Origin of the sequence: Hoylesella nanceiensis DSM 19126 = JCM 15639, from assembly GCF_000379965.1 — a bacterium.
GTDB lineage: Bacteria > Bacteroidota > Bacteroidia > Bacteroidales > Bacteroidaceae > Prevotella > Prevotella nanceiensis.
In genome coordinates this window covers 453,938-477,217 of sequence record NZ_KB904328.1, presented here as the reverse complement: position 1 = coordinate 477,217, position 23,280 = coordinate 453,938, and the positions used below count along the sequence as shown (strand labels likewise).

Annotated in this window: 14 protein-coding genes; 3 read left to right on the top strand and 11 right to left on the bottom strand. The window is 42.2% G+C overall.

Annotated elements, in window-relative coordinates:
* Nucleotides 1–25: 25 nt before the first annotated feature.
* The 5 genes from rd to cysS form a co-directional block, all read right to left on the bottom strand.
* On the bottom strand, nucleotides 26–190 hold the full coding sequence (gene rd / locus A3GM_RS0104940) for a rubredoxin (RefSeq protein WP_018362289.1): 165 nt from the start codon (nucleotides 188–190) through the stop codon (nucleotides 26–28).
* 81 nt (nucleotides 191–271) lie between these two features.
* A complete protein-coding gene (locus tag A3GM_RS0104935) occupies nucleotides 272–1,348 on the bottom strand; it encodes a glycosyltransferase family 9 protein (protein ID WP_018362288.1) in 1,077 nt (358 codons plus the stop codon).
* A gap of 3 nt (nucleotides 1,349–1,351) precedes the next feature.
* Nucleotides 1,352–1,960 carry a DUF4254 domain-containing protein gene (locus tag A3GM_RS0104930; protein WP_025829808.1) on the bottom strand — a complete coding sequence of 203 codons (609 nt, stop codon included), beginning with the start codon at nucleotides 1,958–1,960 and terminating at the stop codon, nucleotides 1,352–1,354.
* 135 nt (nucleotides 1,961–2,095) lie between these two features.
* Entirely contained in the window at nucleotides 2,096–3,070 is a 975-nt protein-coding gene (locus tag A3GM_RS0104925) for a glycosyltransferase family 2 protein (protein WP_018362286.1), read from the bottom strand.
* A 60-nt stretch (nucleotides 3,071–3,130) separates the two neighbouring features.
* Nucleotides 3,131–4,624 carry a cysteine--tRNA ligase gene (gene cysS / locus A3GM_RS0104920; protein ID WP_018362285.1) on the bottom strand — a complete coding sequence of 498 codons (1,494 nt, stop codon included), beginning with the start codon at nucleotides 4,622–4,624 and terminating at the stop codon, nucleotides 3,131–3,133.
* A 200-nt stretch (nucleotides 4,625–4,824) separates the two neighbouring features.
* On the opposite strand from cysS, the gene A3GM_RS0104915 reads away from it, so the two are divergent.
* Nucleotides 4,825–5,289 (top strand): MaoC family dehydratase, encoded by a 465-nt coding sequence (locus tag A3GM_RS0104915; RefSeq protein WP_018362284.1) that lies wholly within the window; start codon nucleotides 4,825–4,827, stop codon nucleotides 5,287–5,289.
* 122 nt (nucleotides 5,290–5,411) lie between these two features.
* Complete coding sequence (locus A3GM_RS0104910) at nucleotides 5,412–6,518, top strand: glycosyltransferase family 4 protein (RefSeq protein ID WP_018362283.1); 1,107 nt, start codon at nucleotides 5,412–5,414, stop codon at nucleotides 6,516–6,518.
* A gap of 276 nt (nucleotides 6,519–6,794) precedes the next feature.
* On the opposite strand, the gene rnr is transcribed toward A3GM_RS0104910, so the two are convergent.
* From rnr to A3GM_RS0104890, 4 genes are all read right to left on the bottom strand, one after another.
* The gene (gene rnr, locus A3GM_RS0104905) at nucleotides 6,795–8,999 is read right to left on the bottom strand and encodes a ribonuclease R (protein WP_018362282.1); all 2,205 of its coding nucleotides are present in this window, start codon (nucleotides 8,997–8,999) and stop codon (nucleotides 6,795–6,797) included.
* A gap of 67 nt (nucleotides 9,000–9,066) precedes the next feature.
* Entirely contained in the window at nucleotides 9,067–9,630 is a 564-nt protein-coding gene (locus A3GM_RS0104900; protein ID WP_018362281.1) for an NAD(P)H-dependent oxidoreductase, read from the bottom strand.
* Between the two features lie 271 nt (nucleotides 9,631–9,901).
* On the bottom strand, nucleotides 9,902–10,903 hold the full coding sequence (locus A3GM_RS0104895) for a FecR family protein (protein WP_018362280.1): 1,002 nt from the start codon (nucleotides 10,901–10,903) through the stop codon (nucleotides 9,902–9,904).
* A gap of 319 nt (nucleotides 10,904–11,222) precedes the next feature.
* On the bottom strand, nucleotides 11,223–11,642 hold the full coding sequence (locus A3GM_RS0104890) for a hypothetical protein (RefSeq protein ID WP_025829810.1): 420 nt from the start codon (nucleotides 11,640–11,642) through the stop codon (nucleotides 11,223–11,225).
* A 313-nt stretch (nucleotides 11,643–11,955) separates the two neighbouring features.
* On the opposite strand from A3GM_RS0104890, the gene A3GM_RS0104885 reads away from it, so the two are divergent.
* Nucleotides 11,956–14,514, top strand: coding sequence for a DUF3943 domain-containing protein (locus tag A3GM_RS0104885; protein ID WP_018362278.1), 2,559 nt, complete (start codon nucleotides 11,956–11,958; stop codon nucleotides 14,512–14,514).
* A 744-nt stretch (nucleotides 14,515–15,258) separates the two neighbouring features.
* Here the strand turns inward: A3GM_RS0104885 and A3GM_RS0104880 are convergent.
* Both A3GM_RS0104880 and A3GM_RS0104875 read right to left on the bottom strand, forming a co-directional pair.
* The gene (locus tag A3GM_RS0104880) at nucleotides 15,259–19,032 is read right to left on the bottom strand and encodes an endo-beta-N-acetylglucosaminidase (protein WP_018362277.1); all 3,774 of its coding nucleotides are present in this window, start codon (nucleotides 19,030–19,032) and stop codon (nucleotides 15,259–15,261) included.
* A gap of 240 nt (nucleotides 19,033–19,272) precedes the next feature.
* Complete coding sequence (locus tag A3GM_RS0104875) at nucleotides 19,273–23,025, bottom strand: endo-beta-N-acetylglucosaminidase (protein ID WP_018362276.1); 3,753 nt, start codon at nucleotides 23,023–23,025, stop codon at nucleotides 19,273–19,275.
* Nucleotides 23,026–23,280: the final 255 nt, after the last annotated feature.

Sequence of the window (23,280 nt, the reverse complement as noted above, 5' to 3'; positions counted from 1 at the left end):
ATTGACTGATATTGTAAATGAACAATTATTCTTCAACTAAAGAGAAATCGTCTTTACCCACACCACATAGAGGACAAACCCAATCATCTGGAATATCTTCAAATGCTGTTCCTGGTTCAATTCCACCATCTGGATCTCCTACTGCAGGGTCATATATCCACCCGCAAACATCACATACGTACTTTGCCATAATAATTTTTGTTTTATTGTTTATATTTACTTATTTAATAAAAGGGTGTTTCCACCTGTTTTAATTATTGTTTGTTCGCTTTTAATTGTTTGTTTCTTTGCCCTGTTGAGCATTGATAATTGCCATCACCTTTTGTGTTATTTGATGCGGTTCGATGCTTTGCATACACGCAAAATCGCCTCTATAACACGGTTTATTGCCGTAAATGGAACATGGACGACATGCTATTGAATGTTCTACTGCATGCTCTGGCTTTTGATTCCAGCCCATAAAGCCTGCAAAACGATGCGTTGCTCCCCACACACTCACCACTGGTGTGGCTACAAGAGAGGCTAAATGCATGTTCGAACTGTCCATACTTATCATTGCATCGAGCTCATTCATCAATATAAGTTCTTGCTGAAAGCCTTTTAAATGCTCTGGAACACTGATGCAATGGCGGTGCTGCTGCACCATATTAGCAATTTGTTGCTTTTCTTGTTCGCCTCCTCCGAAGAGGTATATCTGTAGATTTTCGATCTTACTTTCTAATTCATCGATCACCACTTGCATCTTTTCAAGGGGATAAATCTTGCCTTGATGTGCTGCGAAAGGGGCTATACCGATGTTTACTTGCGCCTTGTTTACTGCCTCAACAATGCTGTTTGGCAAGGTGTTGAGCTGTGAATTGGTGCCTTCGAAGAGTGACTTAAAAGTCAATTGAACGGGATATCCCAACTCTTTTAGCACGTCGGCATAATTCTGAAACGATGTTGGCTGTTGCTCAAAGCGTTTGTTGTGCTTGGCAGTGAGTGCCTTCTTGCCCTCTCGATGCTTATTGATATGGGCGGTAGGAATGTGATCAAACCAGAATTTTAGGCGCAAATACTTTGTTCGAAGCACATCATGAAAGTCGGCAACTGCTGTAAATCGCTTTCCAGAAAGCCGTCTGAAAAGGTTGTTTAAACCCAATATTCCACGATAATCTTTATTGATGTCGGCTCCCATGAAACTGACATTGGGGGCGAGATGCTCAAAGAATACCCGTGCAAAGGGTCTACTTAGCACTGTAATTCGCAAGTGAGGATATTGTGAAGCCAATGAGGCTACGACAGGAACCATCATTGCTACATCGCCAATTGCAGAGAATCTAATGATCAATAGATGCTCACTGCGCATGCTTTATTTCTTGTTTTGATATAGAACGGGGTTGGTTGAAGGGTCGTTATACATCTTCATTTGACGATAAACCTTCATATATATCTTGCCTGCTTCAATATCTTCTAAAAGCTGATTGATAGCTGTTCCGAGGTCTTTTTGTTGCTCTAACAACACATTGAGCTTTTCTTTGCATTTTGTTAGATGCTCATTTGAAGCATCTGAACGCAATGTTTGCTCGTTCATGTGGTAGATCTTCAACGCAAGAATAGACAATCTGTCGATCGCCCACGCTGGACTTTCGGTGTTTAAACGTGCATCTGGCTTTACATTTACGTCGGAATACTTATGTCTAAAGTATGAATCAATCTGCTCAACCAAGTCTGTTCGGTCTTGATTACTGCGGTCGATGCGTCGCTTTAACTGCAATGCTTCGAGCGGATCGATATGCGGATCACGGATAATATCTTCTAAATGCCACTGAACGGTGTCTATCCAACACTTTAAATACAATCGGTTTTCAATTGTATCGTGCTGATATGGGTTGCTAATAGGCGTGTCAACATTATCTTTTAAATGATAATCTTGAATGGCTTTATTAAAGATTTCGTTGCAATGATGAGTGAATGATATTTCCATAAAGTACCTAATAATGTTTCAACACGTTTTCACTTTCATCGTAAGAATTACTTCATTACGAATAACTTTCTATCGAACACAAAGATAATGCAATTAAAAACAACTGCAAAATAAATAGTTGCTTTTTTGCTATTTCTGCGCTTCTATCTCGTTTTTATTGATTTGTTTAGATTGAATTGTTTGCTCAATGAAGTAGCGAGGGCGTCTTTTTACCTCGTTATAGATCTTTCCTACGTACACTCCTGTTATGCCTACACCTGTGGTTGTGATGCCTCCTATGAACCAAAGCGACACCAATAGCGACGTCCAACCTTGTATTGTGTTGCCCATTAGGTAGTCTACTAAGCCGAAGATGATCATCACTACCGACACGAGGGTCATGCTTAAGCCTATCAATGTGATGAAACGTAGTGGGGCAGTAGAGAACGATGTGATGCCTTGCACAGAGAAACTGATCATCTTGCGCAATGGATATTTGCTCTCTCCAGCGGTTCTTTCGGTTCTATTATAATAGACTCTGGCCTCTTTAAAGCCCAATTGACGAACAATTCCACGCAAAAATAAATTGCGTTCGCTATACTGCAATAGGGCGGTGAGTGCCCTCTTGCTCATCATTCTAAAGTCGGCATGGTTGTAAATGGTCTCTTTGTCGACCCATTGCATCACCCTATAAAAGGCCAATGCGCTGGTTCTTTTAAAGAAGCTGTCGGTCTTTCGCTCCTTACGAACGCCATAAACTATGTCGCAATGATTGTATTTCAATTGCTTAGCCATTTCTATTATGGCATAAGGGTCGTCTTGTAGGTCGGCATCTATCGACACCATGGCATCGCAATGCTCCACAACTTGCTCCATACCTGCCCACAATGCGTTTTGATGCCCAACGTTATGAGCCAACTTTAGTGCCTCAACATTGTTGTATTGTTGAGTCAGTTGGTTGCAAATATTCCATGTTTCGTCTTTACTTCCGTCGTCTACAAGCATCAAACGGGTTGTTATTTGCAATTCGTTCTGAAGTGTTTCGATAATGGGTTGTAGCTTATCTACTGCCCATTGAAGCACCTCTTGCTCGTTGTAACAGGGAATAACGATGTAGAGAATCATTGTGTTTGGCGTGGATTTAGGGGAGTGATGGAATGTATAGGGATAGACAATGCGTGCGGATTACTTATCTAATTTCCACACTGCACCGTCTTTTGTGTCTTTAACTTCAAAGCCTGCATCTGCCAACATATCACGAATTTTATCGCTTGTAGCCCAGTCTTTGTCGGCTTTAGCTTTCGATCTGAGGTCTAACACCATATCTACTACCTTGCCATAAGCCTCTTCTCGAGCTTGATTGTTATCAGAATTTTCGGCACGAAGTCCCATCAAATCAAAGGCAAAGAGATGCATGGTCTCTTTCAATTCTGCGAGATCTTCGGCAGAGATAGTGCCTTTATGGTCTACAATGGTGTTGATGATGTGACATGCTTCGAATAGAATACTAATCACAACAGGTGTTTGTAGGTCGTCGTTCATGGCGTTATAGCATCTTGAACGGAATTCTTTTACAAAGTCTGCAGTGGCTTTATCCGACTCAGCAGAGGGCTGAATGCGGTCTAAATCCTTTATTCCCGACAACAAACGGTTGAGTCCTTTCTCGGCAGCTTGTAGGGCTTCGTTCGAGAAGTCTACTGTTCCTCGATAGTGTGCGCTAAGTATAAAGAAGCGAATGGTCATGGGGCTGTAGGCCTGTGTCAATGCTTCGTGGGTGCCTTTAAAGAACTCTTCGAGTGTAATAAAGTTGCCTAAGCTCTTTCCCATCTTCTTTCCGTTGATGGTTATCATGTTGTTATGCATCCAATAGCGCACCATGTCGTGTCCTTGCGATGCCACTGCTTGAGCTATTTCGCACTCATGATGTGGGAACATAAGGTCCATTCCGCCTCCATGAATATCGAAGTTGTTACCTAAATACTTGCGTCCCATGGCTGTACATTCGCAATGCCAGCCTGGAAAACCTTCGCTCCAAGGACTTGGCCACTTCATAATATGCTCTGGAGTGGCTTTCTTCCACAAGGCAAAGTCGGTTTGGTTGCGTTTGTCTTCCACGCCTCCTAACTCACGAGAAGCGTTGATCACGTCGTCGAGATTACGTCCCGAGAGCTTGCCATAGTGGTATTTTTCATTGTATTTTGCGGTATCGAAATAGATAGAGCCATTACTTTCATAAGCAAAGCCGTTATCCATTATTTCTTTCACCAATTGCTCTTGCTCTATAATATGACCCGTTGCCTGTGGCTCTATGCTTGGAGGAAGCACGTTAAGAGCGTTCATTGCATCGTGATAACGATTGGTGTAGTACTGTGCTATCTCCATTGGTTCGAGCTGTTCAAGGCGTGCTTTCTTCTCAATCTTGTCGTCTCCCTCGTCGGCATCGTGCTCAAGATGACCCACATCGGTGATGTTTCGCACATAACGAACTTTGTAACCGAGGTGCTTTAGATAGCGAAACAAGATGTCGAAGGTGATTGATGGGCGTGCATGTCCTAAGTGTGGATCGCCATAAACGGTTGGTCCACAAACATACATACCCACGTTTGGGGCATTAAGAGGCTCGAATGTCTCTTTCTTTCTACTAAGAGTATTGTAAATAACAAGCTGTTGTTTCTCCATAATCTATATTTTTATTTGTTACAAAGGTAGTAATTTTCACACATAATACTACCACAATGGCGCAATAAAACGATAGAAATAAATCAAAAACGACCTGTTATTTCGTTATTTAGTGTTGATTTCTTTACTTTAAATAGGAAAAATATTGTCGTAAAAAAGAAAACGCTTATCTTTGCAAACACTAATTAATAGCATACTAAATGGAAAAGTTAATTATCAATTCTTACGAAGAGTTTGCTGCTCATTTGGGTGAACAGCTTGGTGTTTCTGATTGGTTAGAGGTGGATCAAGAGCGTATAAACCTATTTGCCGACGCTACTTTAGACCATCAATGGATTCACGTTGACGTGGAAAAAGCAAAGAAAGAAAGCCAATACAAGAACACTATTGCACACGGATATCTAACTCTTTCGCTCCTTCCTTATTTGTGGTCGCAAATCATCGAGGTAAATAATATCAAGATGCTTGTGAACTATGGAATGGATAAAATGCGCTTCGGACAACCCGTTGTTACTGGAAGTAAGGTGCGCTTAGTTACTAAATTGCAAGCCATTAGCAACCTTCGTGGTATTTGCAAAGCTGAGATTGAATTTAAAATCGAAATTGAAGGACAAAGAAAACATGCCTTAGAGGGCGTGGCTACCTTCTTATATTACTTCGAATAAGAGGTTCGAACAACTTACTTTGCATCGACCTAACACAACAAACACGTTGATGCAGAGCAACCTAAAGCCTACTTTAAGAGCGTTTAAAGTAGGCTATATTTACATTATAAGACTACAAGAACATGACTAAAAAAAAGAAAGTTGCCGTTTATCTATATAACCTTTCTAACAAATATGTGGGACTTGGCGAGTTTGCACATAACCTTGCCATTCGCATGAGCGCAAAGGCTGCCGAGCTAAAAACACAACACAACCTCGAATTTTGTTTCCTTGTGCCTAAGGGTATGAGTGGAGATTATGGCGATGAGGTAGACTATCTCGTTTTAAGAAAGTGGCGTTACATCCTTCTAAACGCTCGTCTTCCACGCTTCATCAAGCACCTTTTCTTCCCTAAAGTAGACCTTGTGCACTGGACTCAGCAACTTCCTCGCATTCACACCACCATCTCTCCAAAGGCTTTGGTGACCATTCACGATGTCAACTACTTCCATAATAACATTCCACAAAAGAAGATCGACAAGCGAACACGCAAGATTAACCGCACGCTTAGCTTTGCAACCCATCTCTCGTTTATCTCTCAATTCTCTGAAAATGATGTGGTGAGCCGTTTCAATGTGCATCAACCTAAGCGAGTGATATATAATGGTGTGACCGATCAAATGCAGGTTCCACAAGAGAAAATCGACGGACTTCCATCTCAATATCTCCTTTCTGTGTCGGGATTAGACGACAAGAAGAATGTGCATCTCTTAATTGAAATGATGCGATTCTTGCCCAATGAGTTTTTGGTTGTGGCAGGAAAGGGCGACAAAGAATACACTAAAATGCTCCATCAACTTGTTGAACGCTATCAACTCACCAATGTTCGCTTTGTGGGTTGCGTGTCGGCAGGCGAGAAAGCCTATCTATACCGCAATTGTAAGGCGTTTTTCTTCGTGTCAAAGAGCGAGGGATTTGGTTTGCCTGTGGCCGAAGCGATGACGGCAAGTAAGCCTGTTTTCTGCTCGAAGCTCACCTCTTTGCCCGAAATTGGAGGCGATGCCGCTTACTATTTCGATGAGTTGGAGCCTGAAAAGATGGCGCAAACAACACAAAAGTTGTTGGCTGAATATGAAAAAGACCCTGAAACCCGCCAAAAGATGTGTTTGGCTCAAGCCCAACAATTCTGCTGGGACAAGGCAGTAGACGAATACATCAACTACTACCTCGATATTTTGAAAGAGGGATAGACATTTCCTTCCATTTCTGTTGCTATCCAATTAGCGCACGAAAGCAACGCTATTACATACAAAAAGCAACGCCCTTGCACTGCAATAGCGTTGCTTTTCTTTTGCACTCTCACAAGCCTTATAAACAAAGGGGAGAGGCGTTCAACATGAAAATTTCTTTTGGTTGCTTTGGAAAATAATTTTATTTGCCTGCAACACAGCCTTTTTTTCATCCTTAAATAAACTTCGTCGTCCATCGTATGGACTCGCTCTACATCGTATGGAGTTATTGAATTATTACTCTTTATCGTCGCTTAGCGTAAAGTCGAGTTGCTTTCTTTCGAGGTTAGCACGTGCCACCTTAATTCTAAGCGCATCGCCCAAACGGTAGGTGTGGTGCTTTCTTCGTCCCACAAGACAATAGTTTCGCTCATCGAAGTCGTAGTAGTCGTCGTCTAAATCACGCATAGGAATCATACCCTCGCAGTGGTTTTCGTCGATCTCACAATAGATTCCGTACGACGTAATACCGCTAATATGAGCGTCGAAGCATTCGCCTAAGTGCTCATTCATAAACTCAACCATCTTGTATTTGATAGAGTCTCGCTCGGCATTTTGTGCCACAAGCTCCATTTCAGAGCAGTGTTCGCACAACTCTTCATAATGATCTTTGTTGCCACTACGGCCTCCTTGGGCATAATGGGTGAGCAAACGATGCACCATTGTGTCGGGATATCGACGGATAGGACTGGTGAAATGGGTGTAATATTCAAACGCCAAGCCGAAGTGTCCGATGTTATGTACCGAATATTTTGCCTTCATCATCGCTCTTAGAGCAATGGTTTGAATGAGCTTTTGATTAACACTCTCGCTCGACTTGTCCATCAATTGGTTTAATGAACGAGCCACTTCACCCTTTGTTCCCTCAGTCTTTAGCTTATAACCAAACTTCGTAACAAACTCTCTTAGGGTCTCTAACTTCAACGGATCGGGGTTATCGTGGATACGATAGGGTAGGGTTTTCGCCTTCTTTCCTTTCTTAACACGACCAATATCCTCTGCCACTGTGCGGTTTGCAAGGAGCATAAACTCTTCGATTAGCTTGTTAGCGTCTTTCGACATCTTGAAATAAGCACGTGTTGGACGTCCTTTTTCGTCGATATCAAAGTGCAGTTCTTCTCTATCAAACTTCACTGCGCCATTATTAAAGCGTGCCTTTCGAAGCTGTTTAGCCAAGGTGTCGAGCATAACGAGCAAGTAGGCGTTCTCGCCTTTGTAGTCTTTTGGATCTTTTTTAGGTGCTGGTTCGCCCGTTCCATCAACCACCCCGTTGTCTTCAAGAATGGCTTGCACCTCTTCATAGGCGTATCTTCGATTACTTTTAATCACGGTATGCACCACACGATGGTTCTTAATGTTGGCCAATTCGTCCATTTCAAAGATCACGCTGTATGCCAGTTTCTCTTCATCAGGACGCAAAGAGCAGATAAAGTTGCACAAACGTTCGGGCAACATTGGTATGGTTCGGTCTACCAAATAAATCGAAGTGGCACGCTTTTGCGCCTCCTTGTCGATGATAGAGCCTTCTTTTACATAGTGAGAAACGTCTGCAATGTGCACACCCACTTGCCAATTGCCGTTGGGAAGTTGCACGATAGAGAGCGCATCGTCGAAGTCTTTGGCGTCTTTAGGGTCGATGGTGCAGGTGAATACCTCACGGAAATCCTCACGCTTACTAATCTCTTCGGGCGTGATCTCTGCCGAAATGCGTTCTGCTGCCTGCTCAACTGCCTTCGGATACTTATAAGGTAGGCCGTATTGAGCAAGTATTGTGTTCATTTCTACATCGTTATCGCCACTCACTCCCAAGACATCAATCACCTCACCGATGATGTTTTTCGATTCTTTTCCAGGGAACTGAATGATCTTTACCACCGCTTTATCGCCATCTTTACCGCCTTTTAGCTTGCGTTTAGGAATGACAATGTCGTGCGCAAAGATGTTGCTTTCGGTAGAAAGGAAAGCCAAGTCGTGTTCAACTCTTAGCGTTCCCACGAACGTATCCTTATCATGTGAAAGTATTTCAACCACCACTGCTTCTCTCATGTGGTGCTCTCTGCGAGCCAATAGGGTAGCCTTCACCCTGTCGCCGTTAAGTGCAAACATCGAATTTCGTTCGGCAACGAAGATCGAAAGGTCGCTATTATCGGGAATAAAGACATTCTTTCCGTTGTTTTTTCGAACGAAACGCCCCTCTTGAACCTGTGTGTCTACATTCAAACGATAGGCGTTATCGGCTACAGGAGTTAAGAAATCTTCCCACGCCAACTCTTCCATTAAATCAATGGCGAGCATCTTTAAGGGGTGAGTATCGAGCTTTAAGTTCTTGAATATTTCTTTAAACGAGTAGCTTTTGTTGGGGTGTGAGCGGAAGAACTCTTCGAGTTTTTCTACCATTTTATTGGCAGACATTCTCTTTCCGCCTTTCTTTTTTTTCGACATAACTAATGTTTAAGAGGTTGATAATATTGTCTTTTAAAGAGATGCGCTGTGTTGTTGCGCATTGGGGTTAGGCCTTTTCGATGGCTTCAACTAAGCGTTGAGCGTGCAAAAGTGCCTTCTCTTCAAGTTGTTTTGCTTGTGCTTCGTCGCCACGTAGAGCGTAAGAAACACCTGTTGTATAAATAAATGGCTCGAGAGTCATGCCCACAAAGCCTGCTGTTGAACGGCTAACGGGTAGCAATAGGTCTTCAAGTGTGTAGCCAAGTCCGCCTTCTCGTGAGTAAACTTCACCCGGTGCGCCCACTGTGAACGACACAATTAGCTTCTTTCCTTTGAGCTTATCGCCATTGCTTCCGTGTGAAAAGCCGTGCAAGAACACTTCTTCTTCCCAGCGTTGAAGGATAGATGGCTTAGCAAACCAATACAAAGGGAATTGAAACACGATGATATCTGCCTCTAAAACCTTTGCTTGTTCGGCTGCAACATCAATTTTAAAGTCGGGATAAAGCTCGCATAACAAGTCGATTTCTACCTGTGGAAGGGCTTGTTTTACTTGCTTTAATATGAGTGAATTCACCACAGAATCGTGTTGAATGTTAGAGTGTCCTGAAACAATTAATACTTTTTTCATTTATATTTCCTTTCGTTTTGTTGTTCTTTTTGTTGTTAATTATGTTTTTGTCTCATTGTCCTTTTCTACAAAGTTACAATATTTTTCTTGGTTTAAACCATGCTTTGCTATGTTTTTTCGTGCTTTTTTCACTCTTTCACCTTTGTCTTTTCGTTGATAAGAGCAGGCCTTGTGCCATACAAAAAGACAACCCCAAAAGCGGAGTTGTCTTGCATTGCGAATGAATTTTGGATAATGAAACAGAGCAAAACATGCCCTGTTGGTATATCGTTTATTTGCTTGTTACTTCAAAATAGCTGTTGTTCGAGTCGCTAACGAGCTTCTTATAGCTGAAAGGCAGGGTGAGTTGCAAGAGCTTCAACGTGCCTTCTATATCTTGCTTAGGCGCAATTTCGCCCGAATAGGTGTTGTTTTTGTGGCGCAAAGCCTTCACCTTGATGTCGATGCCATAGATGTTTTCGAGGGTAGCCATGATGTTACTGATGGTCGACTGCTTAAAAGATAGCACTTTATGGTGCCACAACTGGTCGTTGGTTGCAGGTATCTCGTCGATTGAAATCTCTCCATCTTGATCGTTGGCAATGGCTCTTTGACCAGGAAGAAGTATCACTCTGTCGTTCGAAATGTTGTTATTCACCTCCACAGAACCCCTTATTAGGCTCACAATATACTCGTGTTTAGCTGGGCTATTCGATACATAAAACACCGTACCAAGCACCCTAATGTCTTGGTCTTCGTTGTGAACTATGAATGGAAGATGAGGCTTTCGCACTACATTGAAATAGCCTTCGCCTTTCAAGCGCACCTCTCTGGCAATGTTTGTGAATTCTTTTGGATAGCTCAACTCGCTGTTGTTGTTGAGCCAAACACTTGTTCCATCGGGCAAAATCACATTCTTCACGTCGTTAGCATTGGTGCAAACGCTCACCATTTCGGGCTCGTTTACAGCTCTGTTGCTCCACCACTGCCAACCAAGAGCAGTACCAAAAAGACTTAAAAAGAAGATAATGGAAGCGGCAATGTGTCGGCTTTGCCACCAAGGACGGCGCATCTCTATTTCAATAGATTCGCCATTGATGCGTTCTTGCAATCGTCTGAAAGCCAAATCGACGTCGTCTTCTGAGATAGTTGTTGCCTTTGCCATCATGTAAACGTGGTAAAGTTCTGCATGATGGTTAAATTCTTGAGGTTCGTTTTCTGCCCAGTTGTTCAACTCTAAAATTTCTTTTTCAGAGCATTGGTTAGTGATAAAATGAACAATTCGATGTTCCATAAGAATCAAAGGTTAAATGTAATTGCCTATTTTTATAACAATCTACAAAATAAAACCACTGAAACAAAAATGCTGTTTTAGCTTTTTTAAGCACGAAAAAACATACTTTTTATGTGCAATATCGATTTATGTCGAACATAAGTGCCTGACTTTGCTGTGGTTATCGGCATCATATTACCTACTTTTTTCATGCTCTTTGCGCCTTCACAACAGCCCTAATGCCACCCCAAAAGCCCCTTAACGGCTCCTGAGTTTGCCGTATCAACAACAAAAAAAGGACGCCTTTAAAGCGTCCTCTCTTATTCTTTATAGATGAATTCTATTCGTTGTTCACAAATTTAATGCGTTTGTTGCAGTCATCAATCTTAGATTTTATCTTAGCAATCTTCTTCTCCATCTTAACTAAAGTCTTTTGACTCTTTGCCAATTTCTTGTTAATTGCCTTGGTTTCTTTCAATCTTTTAATGGTAGCCTTTGCATCTTTCACTGTGCTTGATGGATTGTTTGTGTTGAATTCAGCTGTTGCCACGTTGGCTTCTAAATTGATTCCGCTTGCTTTCTTTGAGAGTTCTACATTGTTTGCCTTTTCTTTTTCGTAAGCTAACTGCATCTTATTGAGCTCAGTTGTTAGCTTAAGCACTTTCTGTCTCTCCTTTAATACATTAATTCTTTCTTTGTTTTGCGCAAAACCTGCAATCACAGATAATGCCATTATCATCACTAAAAATAATCTTTTCATACTTAAATCATTTATAATCATTATTCGGTGCAAATATACAAGAATACTTATTATTTTCCAAAAAACAATCCAAAAAAATGATATAACACCCCTATAATCAACCAAGTAGAGGCGAATAAAACGAAGAATCAACAAAAAAGACTCCAATAAACTGCTATACTGCTACCATCATCAAAGGAATGAATATTTAGAATACCTGCAATTGCGAAAGATAGAGCGTAAAACAAAGACACAAAAGCATTACTTTCTTTCACGCAAATACATCTTTATTAAGAGAAAGGTTGTATATTTGCAGTGTAAATTAATCGTTTTTATGGGTAACATCACAAAACAACTACGCTTTGTTTGCTTCTATATCGCCTTATTTTTGTGCATCGGTGGTATCAAAGCACAGCAACAACTCGATCCTCAGCGCACTAATATTGCGCTTCCAATCACTAAAACTTACAACGATTCTACAAAGGTTCACCTTTTCAATTTGGGTATTTTCAACAACATCAATCTGTTGAAAGGCGTTCAAATAGGCGTGATACATGCCGATGTTCACCAAGACATGAAGGGACTAAACATAGGCGGTTTGGTGTCGTTAGTGCGACAAGACGCTAAGGGAATGACCTTTGGTGGCTTGCTCAATGGCGTTGGAAACGACATGAAAGGCTTGCAAATCTCGCCCGTTTCCAATGTGGCTGGACGAGCAAAGGGCGTTCAGTTGTCGGGAATGTCGAACATATCGCTCAACCCTTTGCGTGGACTTCAATTGTCTGCATTCACCAATATCAGCTCAGGAGTAGACAAAGGAGCACAGATTTCGGGTCTTGTTAACGTGGCATCGCACACCGTTAAGGGCTTTCAGCTAAGTGCTTACAACTATGCCGACACGCTTTCTGGAGCGCAAGTGGGTTTAATCAATGTCACACAAGGCAACCAAAAGGGTTGGCAAGTGGGTTTAATGAATATCAGTCAAGACTCTACTCGTCGCAAGATTGGCCTCATCAACATCAGTCCTGCAACGAAAATAGACTTCCTTTTATACGCTGGTAACGCCTCATTGCTTAACGCTGCCATGCGTTTTCGCAATAAAAACACTTATAGCATCGTAGGACTTGGAACGCCTTATTTGGGCTTTGACAAGGACTTTAGCGGTGCTTTGTATTACAGAATAGGTCGATATGCCTCGCTATCTCCCCGCCTAACGCTCAGTGCCGACGTGGGATTCTATCATATCGAAACCTTTAAAAAGGAGCAACCACTTGTTCCTGCTCGTCTATTCTCACTACAAACAAAGGTGAATCTCGACTATCAATTCACCAAACAGCTCGGTGCTTTCGTGTCATTAGGCTACGGACACACCCGCTACTACAAGCGAAACACGCTCTATAAGAACCAGTTTATTGGCGAAATAGGATTGAGCCTGTCTTACAACCGCAACAACCCTGCCAACCGCAAAGAGCTTAATTTGTTAGAAGATATATTGACCGACAGCACCAATAACGATATTTATGCCCTCCCACCTGTTAAGCGTCCGTGGGTAGCGGCAGCGCAAACGGCTATTATCAACGTTGGCGTTTTCAGCTGGAACCGCTTCCATAAGCATGCCGATTATAGCTATATCACCCTCAACTCGGTGTGGAAAAACTTGCGTTCGTTGCCTGTTTGGGACAACGACCCCTTTAAAACCAACCTCTACATGCACCCTTATCACGGCAATACCTATTTCAATGCTGCCCGAAGCAATGGTATGTCGTTCTGGCAATCATATCCTTATGCCCTTGGTGGTAGCTTGATGTGGGAGTATTTTGGCGAAAACGAGCCTCCAGCTCTTAACGACTTGATCGCCACTTCGATGGGTGGTACCTGCTTAGGTGAGGTGACTTATCGCATATCGAGCATTCTTTTGAACGACAAGTCGAGAGGTTTCCGTCGTGTTTTGCGTGAGGCTGGAGCCTTTATTATCAACCCTGTGCGTGGAGTGAACCGCCTTGTGCGTGGCGAAAGCTGGCAAGTGAAACAAAAGAACTATCTATATCACGACATCAACCGCTTTCCTTTGAATTTCAGAGTTACTGTTGGTAACCGCTATCTTGCCGACGACAATGCTCTGTTTAGAGGCGAACACAACCCCTATGTCAATTTCTTCTTCGAATATGGCGACATCTTTAACGACAAAGAGAATAAGCCTTTCGACTATTTCACTGCCGATGTTACAATGGGCTTCTCGAGCAATCAGCCTCGAATGAGTGGTGTTCACCTGCTCGGTCGCTTGTGGACTGCCCCTGTGGTGATGGGTAAAAAGATCGAAACGGAGTTCGGAGTGTATCAGCATTTCAACTACTACGACAGCTCTCCTGTGAAAGATGGCAGTAATATTACGCCTTACTTAATTTCGGAAGCCGTGGGTGTTGGACCTGGTATTGTGTATCGAATTAAGAACAAGGGCAACCTTTCACGTCTTGAACAGCACATTTATTCGAGCCTTATCCTACTTGGTGGTACCAAAAGCGACTACTATAATCAAGTGGCTCCACGTGACTATAACATGGGAATGGGTTATAGCATCAAGGTAAGAACTATTCTCGATTTCCCTCGTTTGGTGCGCTTTACATTGAAAACCGACTTTTATCACATCTTCACCCTCAAGGGATATGAAGACAAAGACTTAACGGGCTTGAACCAATTGCATTTTAATGTGCAGGGCGATCGCAGTCATGCTGCCCTCTTTGTGGTGTCGCCTATGTTCTCATTCAAGCTCAAAGGCCCCGTTAGTGCCAACCTTTCTGGCTCGTTCTATCATCGTTACACCCACTATAAATATCACGACAATGTATGGGTAGGAACCTATGAGGTGAATGCGGGCATTTCTTGTAAGTTATAATAGGAACGCTATTGCCTGCTAAATGCAGTGCCGTTAGATATCAAAAGCATCGCTCTTTGTCGTTAAGAGCGGTGCTTTTATTTTGTCCTCTCTGCTCCCTTTGTTTTAAAGGAACGAGCAAGGGGCGAACGAGAGCAAGACGAAAAAGTGGAAGAGGGCGCACCCACGAGGAGAAATGTTGCCCTCAATGGCTCTTTTCTGCCTTACAAGGGCGTTACAAGAACTGAACGAAGCAATCTACACCCGATGCAAAAGAGGGGCGTAGCGAGCAAAAAAAGTTTTTATTAGGAGAAGAAAAGGGAAGAAAGGGGAGGCAGAAAAGAAGGGGAAGAGGGTAGAAGCGGATTTGGAAGTGCGTGAGAAAGTAGTTTTAAGAGAGTGAAGACGAGTTTTTAAACGAGGGTAAAAGCACAGCAGAAAGGGCAAAAGAGCATTTTATACTACACCAAGAAGAAATAAAAACAAATCGAGAAGGAAAGCGCAAACGAGAGCAAGAGTGCCACAAAGTGGGGACAAGGGGTGAGAGAAGAGGACAAAAGGAAGGGGCAAGGCAAGTGGAAAAAGAAAAAGAACAGATGCGCCTTAGTGGTTACACCTGTTCTTTATGGTTTTGTGAAGTGATGTGTTCTTTTCGTTTTAACCAAACATTCAAAGTCGAAAAGATGTCACACTAACCTCAGCGTGCTTGCCGTTTCTATTGACTTAGGCGTGCAAACAACACTGAGGTACTAATAAACAATCGTTTTATTTCTTCACCAATTTAATGGTTTTGTAGGTCTTTCCACCCTTCACAATTTGAAGAATGTAAAGTCCTTTAGCACCTGTTACACTCACGTTAGTCACCTCGCCAGCAGCAGTTGTTAGTAAGTTGCTTTGAACGAGCATGCCGTTTGCGTTCAACACATTGAGTGTGTAGGTTCCACCTTCAGCAAAACGAAGGTTCACACTCTCTACAAATGGGTTAGGGAAGGCCTCGAAAGCAACACCGCTCTCTACCTCGTTAATGCCAGTAGACGATGTAACCTCTACCAAGTTGTCTTTTGTTAGAGTTGTTTCGCCCCATTGGTTGCTTAGTGTTAGGGTTGCTCCCACCTTGCCCATGTTGCTATATTGCACGGTAGCAGTTTTGCCTTCAACGGTTGGGTTGTTAGCTCCTTCGAGCTTCCATGTGTAAGTTGTGGTGATGTTCAATGAGCCTTCGATACCAGGATTGCCCACTACTGAGTTGTCGGCAGGCATATCTTGATAACCAGCCTTAGAGGTATCTTCACCTCCACTATTAGCCATTACCACTAAATGAGCCTTGTGTTCTGCTCCACCCTTACCCAAGTTAGGGAACACACTCTCACCTTCTTTGGTTTCAAAGGTGAAATATCCTTGCAAACCTTCAGGCACTTCGCCTTCTTTAAAGCCCTTCATAGCACGTTGAACGTCGCTTTCTGATAGCTCTCTGTTCCATATTTGAACTTCATCAATCACGCCATTGAATCCACTCTTATACACACCACCGCCACCAATAAAGATGTCTGCAGGTAGATAAACTTGTATTCTGCCGTCTCTTGAGTCTTCTCTTCTTATAGAATTAGGGAATGCCACCTGTGCAACCTTACGTCCATTGAGGTACATTGTTTGAATGTTTCCATCGTTATGGCATACTACAAGGTGATTCCAAACACCTGGAGTGATGCTATAACCATCGCTAATCATACCGAAGTTAGGATTATCGTGAGCTGTCCAACCCATGGTGTTGAATGAGATTTCGTTAGCTGGGTGCACCTTCTTTGTATAGTTATCGGTTACTTCAGGGCGTATTTGCACCCAAAGGTCACCCCAGTTGTTGTGAGGCCAGCGGTCTTTTACGGTATTCTTGCTAATGAGGTTGGTTCCTTGTTTATCGTGAGCCAACTTATTTGCCTTGAACCATAGAGCGTAAGAGTAGTTCTTTCCAACTTGAAGAGCTGCAGGAATTTGAAGCATCTTGGGGTCTTCGATAATCAAACCATGTGATGCATGTCCCTCACCTTCGTTGGTTGTAGCGGTGTAAGTAACGTCTTTTCCGCCTTCAACACTTGCTTTATCGGCTGTGATGTCGGTAATTTGAGGCGCAGCACCTGTGCTTTGAGGACTCACTTGAATGATACCTCTAATGGTTGTTGCCTTTCCTTTGCTGTCGGTTATTGTGAGGTCGTAAAGTCCTTCCTCGTCTAATTCAAGGTCAAAAGCCTTTGCATTTTGTACAACTTTCACGGTTCTCTGTGTCGAAGCTTGCACCACTTTCCACTCTTTTGCATCTGGGTGCAACTCATCTTCAAAGCGAACGTTGAATGTTTCGTTAGCCTTTATAACAGGACGACTAAGCACTACGTTGTCGTTGGTGTCGTTATAAGGAGCTTCTTGATATGCTGTCCAAGACTCTGCAGACTTAGTTACGCCATCAGGAGCAACGGCACGCACACCGAAACGAACCTTTCTGTTGGTGATTCCGTTAACAAGTGGAGCGTCGATAACGTATGCTGCCCATGAAGGAGTGGCGGTTAACACTTGCTCTTGCTCGCCTTCTGCTTGATAAAGAATTTCATAATACCAAGTATCTACTTCTTCGTTGTAGGTCTTTGTTTCGCCTGTTTCTTCCTTACTTGCATATCTTATCTTGAAATCGATGTTCTTTGCTCTACCTCTAATGATTTCAAAATCCTTTATTTCAGGCTTTGCAGGTTGGAATGTTTGCGATGGATTGCGCACTGCAAGCTCACCAATATGAAGGTTATAGTCTTCTGTTGTGTTTTTAACCACAACACCAATCATAGCAATTTTACTGCTTGAAGTGATGCCCAATTGGCTTAATTCAGCTTCAAAAGTGGTCCATTCGCCTTGTTTTGTTGCGCTTGGAATGTCTATTTCCTTATAAGTTGTAAGAGCATTGCTCAACGCTACAAATAGTTTAGCATGACTTTCTGTGCCGTTCATCACCTTGTATATAAGCGAAATTTTGTCTTTTCCGTCTACAGATAACAAGGTTTTAAAGAGTTTTACACGTGAGAAAGCAGTTTGTCCGTGTAGACTTAAGCAAGAACCTCCAAAGTAAGCGTCGTCGAAAGTGAGGTCGGCTTTCACCAAAGAAGAGTAGTTGCTGGCGTCAACTTGGTCGTTTTCGCCTGTAATCCACCATCTCCAAGTAGGCATAAAGTCTTGTGTTCCGAGGTTATACCACTTGTGATCGAAGGTTACCTTACCCTCGTTGCGGAACGAAAGACCATTACCTAAGTTGAAACGGCTCACGAATGGCATTTCGTTAATGGTTGATTTGGCGGTAATGAAGGCTGCCAATCCGTGGAAATTAGCTAATTCTGCATTAGCAAGAGATGTACCATTACCCACGTTTGGACGATAAGCTGGGTTGCGATGTCCACCACTAAAGATCAATTCTTGTTTCTTTAAGTAAGTGTTTTGTATAGCAACGTCGCTTGTTCCGTTATCGGTTGCACTCTGATGGATAAGACTTTGAGAGTGAGCTCCCCAAAAACCAATCGAAATTTTATGATTTAAAAGGTGCTTCCAATTGATGTTTTTAACGCCACGAGCTTGAATATCGAAGCCAGCATAATAGTCGTAGCTATTGCGTTCGAGCTCTCCTGCCTTGCGAACAGACTTTGCTAAGGTGTTGTCACTCCAACCATAGTTAGCAAACATCATATCGGTTACCTCACGACCCTTACGTCCAAACATCAATTTGTTATGGTCTCCGAGGCCTTGATCAAAGTCTCTATAACCCGATTCGTTGGTTCCATCGTACCAATATAATTGGAATTCCCAATTAATCTTGCGTGCTTCTTTGTGACATAGTTCGAAAAACTCGATAAGATGCGACATAACTCCTGAGTTAGTAGTAAACTCTGAGTTCACACCAAGGCCGTCGATGCCATAGTATTTCATCAACTTTACAAGCTTTTCTGCATATTTAAAGCGATTACGATTATCCTTGTCAGTAATTCTATAAAGCACTTTTGAGTTAATACCCTGTGCAAATGGGGTCAAAACAACACGCTCTGATTCGGGAATACTCATCAAACAGCCCACTTTAACGCCGTTTTTATGAGCCACATCGCTCACGCCTGCACTTAAACGGAGCCATGGTGCAGTCCAGTTTCCATGAATATCCACATACGACCAAAGGCTAAAATTGTCGCCTTCGAAGCAATATCGGGGTAAACCTTTCCATGTAGATGTTGGCTCATCGAGTGGAACCCATAGACACATCTTGCGATTTGCGTCTACATTTTCATCTACTTTGTAATCACCTTCCTTTATTCTTGTGCGAGGTTTTACACGTGAAATAAAGAATTCATCGTCCATTCTTGACACTCCATTCAATTGCTTTCCAGGAGCCCAAGCATCGAAATCTTTGGGTAAATCAGCATATTTCGCATCCTTAATGTCGAGCGGATGGGTTGGAGTTCGCTGTGCAAAGGTTGTTGCGCAGGTTAATAATCCACATGCTAATAGTAAGCTTTTTTTCATAATGAGATTATAAATGTAATTTAGTTTTGATAAAAGTCGTTATCATTAATCATTAGAGTAGTTATCTAAACATATCTTTTTGTGTTATTAGCGTTGTTGCGTTTTCGGTTAAAATCAATGTTGGTTGGTTTTAAAAGGGAAGTAGCAACTATCGTTTTCGCCTTTGTTGATAGTTAGATAAAAAGAAAAATGTTGGTAAGAGCTATTGTTTAGCCCCTACCAACATCTTTTATTGCGCTATTATTTCTTTACTAATTTGATGGTTTTGTAGGTCTTTCCGTTCTTCACGATTTGAAGAATGTAAAGTCCTTTAGCACCTGTTACGCTCACGTTAGTAACTTCTCCAGCAGCAGTTGTTAGCAAGTTGCTTTGAACAAGTACGCCGTTTGCATTCAACACGTTAAGAGTATAGGTTCCACCTTCAGCAAAACGAAGGTTTACACTCTCTACAAATGGGTTAGGGAATGCCTCGAAAGCAACACCATTTTCAACGCCGTTGATACCTGTAGAAGCTGTTACTTCAACCAATTCGGTCTTAGTTAGGGTTGCTTCTCCCCAGCGATTGCTTAGTGTTAGGGTTGCACCCACCTTGCCAGCGTTGGTATATGTAACGGTAGGAGTTGCGCCTTCAACGTTTGGAGTGGTTGCTCCTTCGAGTGTCCATGTGTATGTTGGAGTTACTTCGAGTGTGCCTTCGATACCTGGATAGCCAAGAACATTGTTGTCTGAGTGTTGTGTTTCGTAGCTTGCTGTTGAGGTATTTTCACCACCACTACCAACAAGTTGAACTAAACTACCTGTTTTGTCTGCTCCACCTTTACCCAAGTTAGGGAAGGTTCCGTCTGCATTCATATTTTCAAAGGTGAAATATCCTTGCAAACCTTCGGGCACTTCATTTTCTTTGTAACCCTTCATGGCAACTTGAACTTCCTCTGCTGTAAGTGGTTTGTTCCATATTTGGATTTCATCTACACTACCATTGAAGCCGCTCTTGTATACACCACCGCCACCAATAAAGATGTCTGCAGGTTCTGAAGCCTTAATTTTTCCAGCACCTCTATTCTCTCTTCGAGTAGAAACAGGTTGACGACCAGTAGCCACTTTCTTACCATTTACGAACATTTCGTGTACTCCATTATCGTTATGAGTGATGGCTAAGTGATACCAAACGCCTACTGACATTGGGTGATCTTTTGTCATTACAGATGAGTTTGGATCGTCGTGATCTTCCCAACCCATTGTGTTAAACGACACTTCGTTAGCCATATGGTCTCTCCATTGTGGACGAATTTGAACCCAAAGGTCTCCCCAGTTGTTGTGAGGCCAACCGTCTTTGATAGTGTTTTTGCTGATAAGGTTAGTTCCTTGCTTATCGTGTGCAAACTTATCTGCCTTCACCCAAAGAGCATAAGTGTAGCTATTGCCCTTTTGAAGGTCTGCAGGCATCTTGAACATGTTAGGGTCTGAGATGACTAAACCACGAGAAACACGTCCTGAACCTTCTGTTGCGGTTGCAGAATAAGTTACATCTTTGCCAGCTTCAACAGTTGCTTTATCTGCCTTAATATCTGTAATTTGAGGCACTGCACCTGTTTCTACTGGTGTGATTTGCACCTTACCGCAAGTGATATGCACCTTGCCTTCAGAGTCAATAAGGCGAAGATCGTAAGTACCAACTTCGTCTAATGAAGTGGTAATGCTTGTTGCATTGCTTGTACTATATACCACATTGCCTGTTGCAGAATTGATAAGTTTCCACTCTCTTGCAGGACTTATGAGGTAATCTTCAAATTTTAGAGTGAATGTTTCGTTTGGTTTCACTACAGCTTTGTCGATAACAACATCTGTTTTAGGAGTATTGTATTCAACTTCTTCATAATCTGTCCAGCTTGTTTGGCTCTTTGTCTTACCATCAGGAGCAACAGCACGAACGCCGAAGTGTACTTTTCTATTACCAATATTAGCAATTGGAGCATCAACAACATAAGCAGCCCATGACGCTGTGGTTGTTAATAGCATCTCTTCTTGACCCTCTTGTTGGTAAAGAATTTCGTAATACCAAGTGTCTACATCTTCATTATAATACTTATCACCATTAGATTCATCTTTACTTGCATAGCGAAGTTTGAAGTCTACTGTGTTATAAAGTCCTCTAATGATTTGTTTTTCTTTAATAGTAGGTTGAACTGGTGTGTGAACCTTTTGTGGGTTACGCACTGCAAGTTCTCCTACATGAAGGTCATAGTTCTCTGGTGTGCCTTCAACAACGATACCAATCATTGCAATATCTGCACTTGAATTGATGCCTAATTGGCTCAAATTAGCATCGAAAGTAGTCCATTCGCCTGCTTTAGGAGCGTTAGGAAGAGCAATTTCTTTATAGTCTGTTACGTTATCTTTAAGACTTACGAAGACTTTAGCCTTGCTTTCTGTGCCGTTCATCACCTTGTATGTAAGCGAAATTTTGTCTTTTCCGTCTACAGACAATAAGGTTTTAAAGAGTTTTACACGTGAGAATTCTGTTTTTCCGTGTAGGCTTAAGCATGAACCACCAAAGTAAGCATCGTCGAAAGTGAGGTCGGCTTTAACAAGATCTCTTGTAATATACTCGTTCACTTGATCGTTGCTATCTGTAATCCACCATCTCCAAGTAGGCATAAAGTCTTGAGTATTGAGGTTATACCACTTGTGGTTGAATGTAACCTTACCCTCGTTGCGGAATGAAAGACCATTACCTAAGTTGAAACGGGTAACGAATGGCATTTCGTTGATGGTTGATTTTGCTGTAACGAAAGCAGCCAAACCATGGAAAGTTTTAAGACTTGCGTTAGCAAGTGTTGAATTTGTATTGATTTCGGGGTGTGCTGCTGGGTTACGATTACCACCACTAAACATCAATTCTTGCTTGAGCAAGTATGCCTTTTGAATAGCTATATCGCTTGTTCCGTCGTCGGTTGCACTCTGATGGATAAGACTTTGAGAGTGAGCACCCCAGAAACCTACAGATATTTTACTATCCTTTAGAGCACTCCAGCTATAATTTTTCAATGCACGACCTTGAATATCGAAACCTGCATAATAGTCGTAACTGCTTCTTCCAAGTTCATTTGCAGTACGTTCTGATGCAGTTAAGGTTCCACGTCCCCAGTTATAATTAGCAAACATCATATCGGTAACAACATGATCTTTATCACCAAACATTCTTTCGTTATGTCTGCCAAGACCTGAATCGAATCGAATACTACCTGATTCGTTGGTTCCGTCGTACCAATGTAATTGGAATTCCCAATCAATTTCTTTTGCTTTTTTGTGACAATCTGCAAAGAAGTCGATAAGAGTAGTCATGGTTTCGGGTGTAGAAGTGAACTCAGAATTGACTCCAAGACCATCAATTCCATAATACTTCATCAACTTTACAAGCTTCATTGAGTTTCTAAAGTGGCCTTGACCATCTTTTTCTGTAAGCTTTTTAAGTACAAGTGAGTGGTTTGATGAAGCCCAACGATTAAGCAATATTCTTGCATTCCAGGGAATACTCATCACACATCCTACCTTAACACCATTCTTATGGGCTACGTCTGACAAGCCTGCTGAAACACGCATCCATGGTGCTGTCCAGTTACCATGTATGTCAATGTAAGACCAAAGACTAAAGTTATCGCCCTCGAAGCAATAACGTGGGAGGGCTTTCCACTTAGAAGTGGGGTCGTCGAGGGGTACCCAAATACACATTTTACGATTTGGATCGGCATCAGGAGAAGCCTGATAGTTTAACTCTGAAATTCTTTTACGAGGCTTAACACGTGAGATATAAAACTCGTCGTCCATCTGTGATACTCCTTGAGGTTGTGTTCCTGGAGACCATTGGTCGAAATAGTAAGATAATTGGTCGTAATTTGCATCTTGAATATCCAATGGATGGGTGGGTGTGCGCTGTGCATTTGCGAGCGTACACGACATCAAGGCGCAAGCCAATAAAGTAATTTTATTCATAATCGGTTAATGAATTAAATTGTTAGTAATAATATATATCTTACGACTCTCTACAGCATCACTTTGCTTGTGTTGACCCTTTCTGCAAGGGCTATTGTATTGAATCGTTTATTTTTTTGCAGGGTTAGCTGTGTAAAAGCTGCCTTATTAATGTATAAAATGATAGTAGTTAGATGGTAATAGGGGTGTAGTTTGATGATAAAAAGATAAAAAATGGAAGCTACCCCTATATATAAATAGGTGTAACTTCCATCT